The 2,694-nt window shown below is 55.0% G+C and carries 2 rRNA genes; both read left to right on the forward strand.

The features are described 5' to 3' along the window. A 23S ribosomal RNA gene (locus tag HMPREF2547_RS06475) occupies positions 1-2,461 on the forward strand; the annotation flags it as partial. A gap of 102 nt (positions 2,462-2,563) precedes the next feature. Further along, positions 2,564-2,680: ribosomal RNA gene (gene rrf, locus HMPREF2547_RS06480) — 5S ribosomal RNA — on the forward strand. Positions 2,681-2,694: the final 14 nt, after the last annotated feature.

The following is a 2,694-nucleotide window of genomic DNA, read 5'->3' on the forward strand; positions in this document are numbered from 1 at the left end:
TTTTTGTGGGGTGATGGCGTGCCTTTTGAAGAATGAGCCTGCGAGTCAGCGGCATGTCGCGAGGTTAACCCGTTTGGTGGGGTAGTCGTAGCGAAAGCGAATACTAACTAGTGTGTTGTCAGTGGCATGTCCTGGACCCGAAGCGGGGTGATCTACCCATGGCCAGTGTGAAGCAGAGGTAAGACTCTGTGGAGGCGCGAACCCACTTAGGTTGAAAACTGAGGGGATGAGTTGTGGGTAGGGGTGAAAGGCCAATCAAACTCCGTGATAGCTGGTTCTCCCCGAAATGCATTTAGGTGCAGCGTCGTGTGTTTCCTCCTGGAGGTAGAGCTACTGGTTGGTTTAGCGGGACTATCATCTTAGCGACATCAGCCAAACTCCGAATGCCGGTGAGGTCAGAGCACGGCAGTGAGACTGCGGGGGATAAGCTTCGTAGTCGAGAGGGAAACAGCCCAGATCGCCGGCTAAGGCCCCTAAGGGTGTGCTAAGTGGAAAAGGATGTGGGATCGCGAAGACAACCAGGAGGTTGGCTTAGAAGCAGCCATCCTTGAAAGAGTGCGTAATAGCTCACTGGTCGAGTGGTTCTGCGCCGACAATGTAGTGGGGCTCAAGTACACCGCCGAAGCCGCGGCAATCATCTTTTTGGTGGTTGGGTAGGGGAGCGTCGCGTGACTGCTGTGAAGCGCTGGGGTAACCCTAGTGTGGAGTGTGCGCGAGTGAGAATGCAGGCATGAGTAGCGAATGAGGAGTGGAAAACTCCTCCGCCGAATGACTAAGGGTTCCTGGGCCAGGTTAATCCTCCCAGGGTGAGTCGGGACCTAAGGCGAGGCCGACAGGCGTAGTCGATGGATAACGGGTTGATATTCCCGTACCCGTGTGTCCGCGCCCATGGTGAATCAGGGATACTAACCCACCTGAACACGCGCCGTTTACTAGCCTTTTAGGTTGGTTGGTGTGTGTGATGCTGGGGACCTGAACTGGTAGTAGCCAAGTGATGGGGTGACGCAGGAAGGTAGCCGTGCCACGTGATGGATATCGTGGTGTAAGCGTGTGGCCCGTGTTCTAGGTAAATCCGGAGCACATATAGGGTGAGGCGTGATGCGTACCCGTTTTGGGGAAGTTGGTGATCCTATGCTGCCGAGAAAAGCCTCTAGCGATGTGGATATACGGCCCGTACCCGAAACCGACACAGGTAGTCAGGTAGAGAATACTAAGGCGATCGGGAGAACTGTGGTTAAGGAACTCGGCAAAATGCCCCCGTAACTTCGGGAGAAGGGGGGCCATGACTGGTGACCGACGTGGTTGAGCTGGTTGTGGCCGCAGAGAATAGAGGGAAGCGACTGTTTACTAAAAACACAGGTCCGTGCGAAGACGGGTAAGTCGATGTATACGGACTGACGCCTGCCCGGTGCTGGAAGGTTAAGAGGACCTGTTAGACCCTTTGGGGTCGAAGCGGAGAATTTAAGCCCCAGTAAACGGCGGTGGTAACTATAACCATCCTAAGGTAGCGAAATTCCTTGTCGGGTAAGTTCCGACCTGCACGAATGGCGTAACGACTTCCCTGCTGTCTCAACCACAGACCCGGCGAAATTGCAGTACGAGTAAAGATGCTCGTTACGCGCGGCAGGACGAAAAGACCCCGGGACCTTCACTATAGCTTGGTATTGGTGTTCGGTTCGGTTTGTGTAGGATAGGTGGGAGACTGTGATGCCTCAACGCCAGTTGGGGTGGAGTCGTTGTTGAAATACCACTCTGATCGTATTGGACATCTCAACCTCGGCCCGTGATCCGGGTTAGGGACAGTGCCTGGTGGGTAGTTTAACTGGGGCGGTTGCCTCCCAAAGAGTAACGGAGGCGCCCAAAGGTTCCCTCAGCCTGGTTGGCAATCAGGTGTTGAGTGTAAGTGCACAAGGGAGCTTGACTGTGAGACTGACAGGTCGAGCAGGTAGGAAACTAGGGACTAGTGATCCGGCACCGGCTTGTGGAAGCGGTGTCGCTCAACGGATAAAAGGTACCCCGGGGATAACAGGCTGATCTTCCCCAAGAGTCCATATCGACGGGATGGTTTGGCACCTCGATGTCGGCTCGTCGCATCCTGGGGCTGGAGTAGGTCCCAAGGGTTGGGCTGTTCGCCCATTAAAGCGGCACGCGAGCTGGGTTTAGAACGTCGTGAGACAGTTCGGTCTCTATCCGCCGCGCGCGTAGAAACTTGAGGAAGGCTGTCCCTAGTACGAGAGGACCGGGATGGACGTACCTCTGGTGTGCCAGTTGTCCCGCCTGGGGCATGGCTGGTTGGCTACGTACGGAAGGGATAACCGCTGAAAGCATCTAAGCGGGAAGCCTGTTCCAAGATTAGGTTTCTTTTGAGGTCCCCTATAGATGATGGGGTTGATAGGCCGGATCTGGAAGCATCGTAAGGTGTGGAGGTGACCGGTACTAATAGACCAAACATTCAACACACAAAGTGTGAATTACAGGGTTTTTGCTCGCGTCCGTTATTCAGTGTCTGGCATGACACCACCCACCCAAAGTTGTGGTGGGGATGGGTTGTTGCCTGGTTTTTGTCGGTGGTGTTAGCGGTGGGGTCACGCCCGGTCCCATTCCGAACCCGGAAGCTAAGTCCACCAGCGCCGATGGTACTGCACTCGGGAGGGTGTGGGAGAGTAGGTCGCCGCCGGCATAATAATCTTGTTT

The organism is Corynebacterium sp. HMSC055G02 (assembly GCF_001809065.1).
Taxonomy (GTDB): domain Bacteria; phylum Actinomycetota; class Actinomycetes; order Mycobacteriales; family Mycobacteriaceae; genus Corynebacterium; species Corynebacterium jeikeium_D.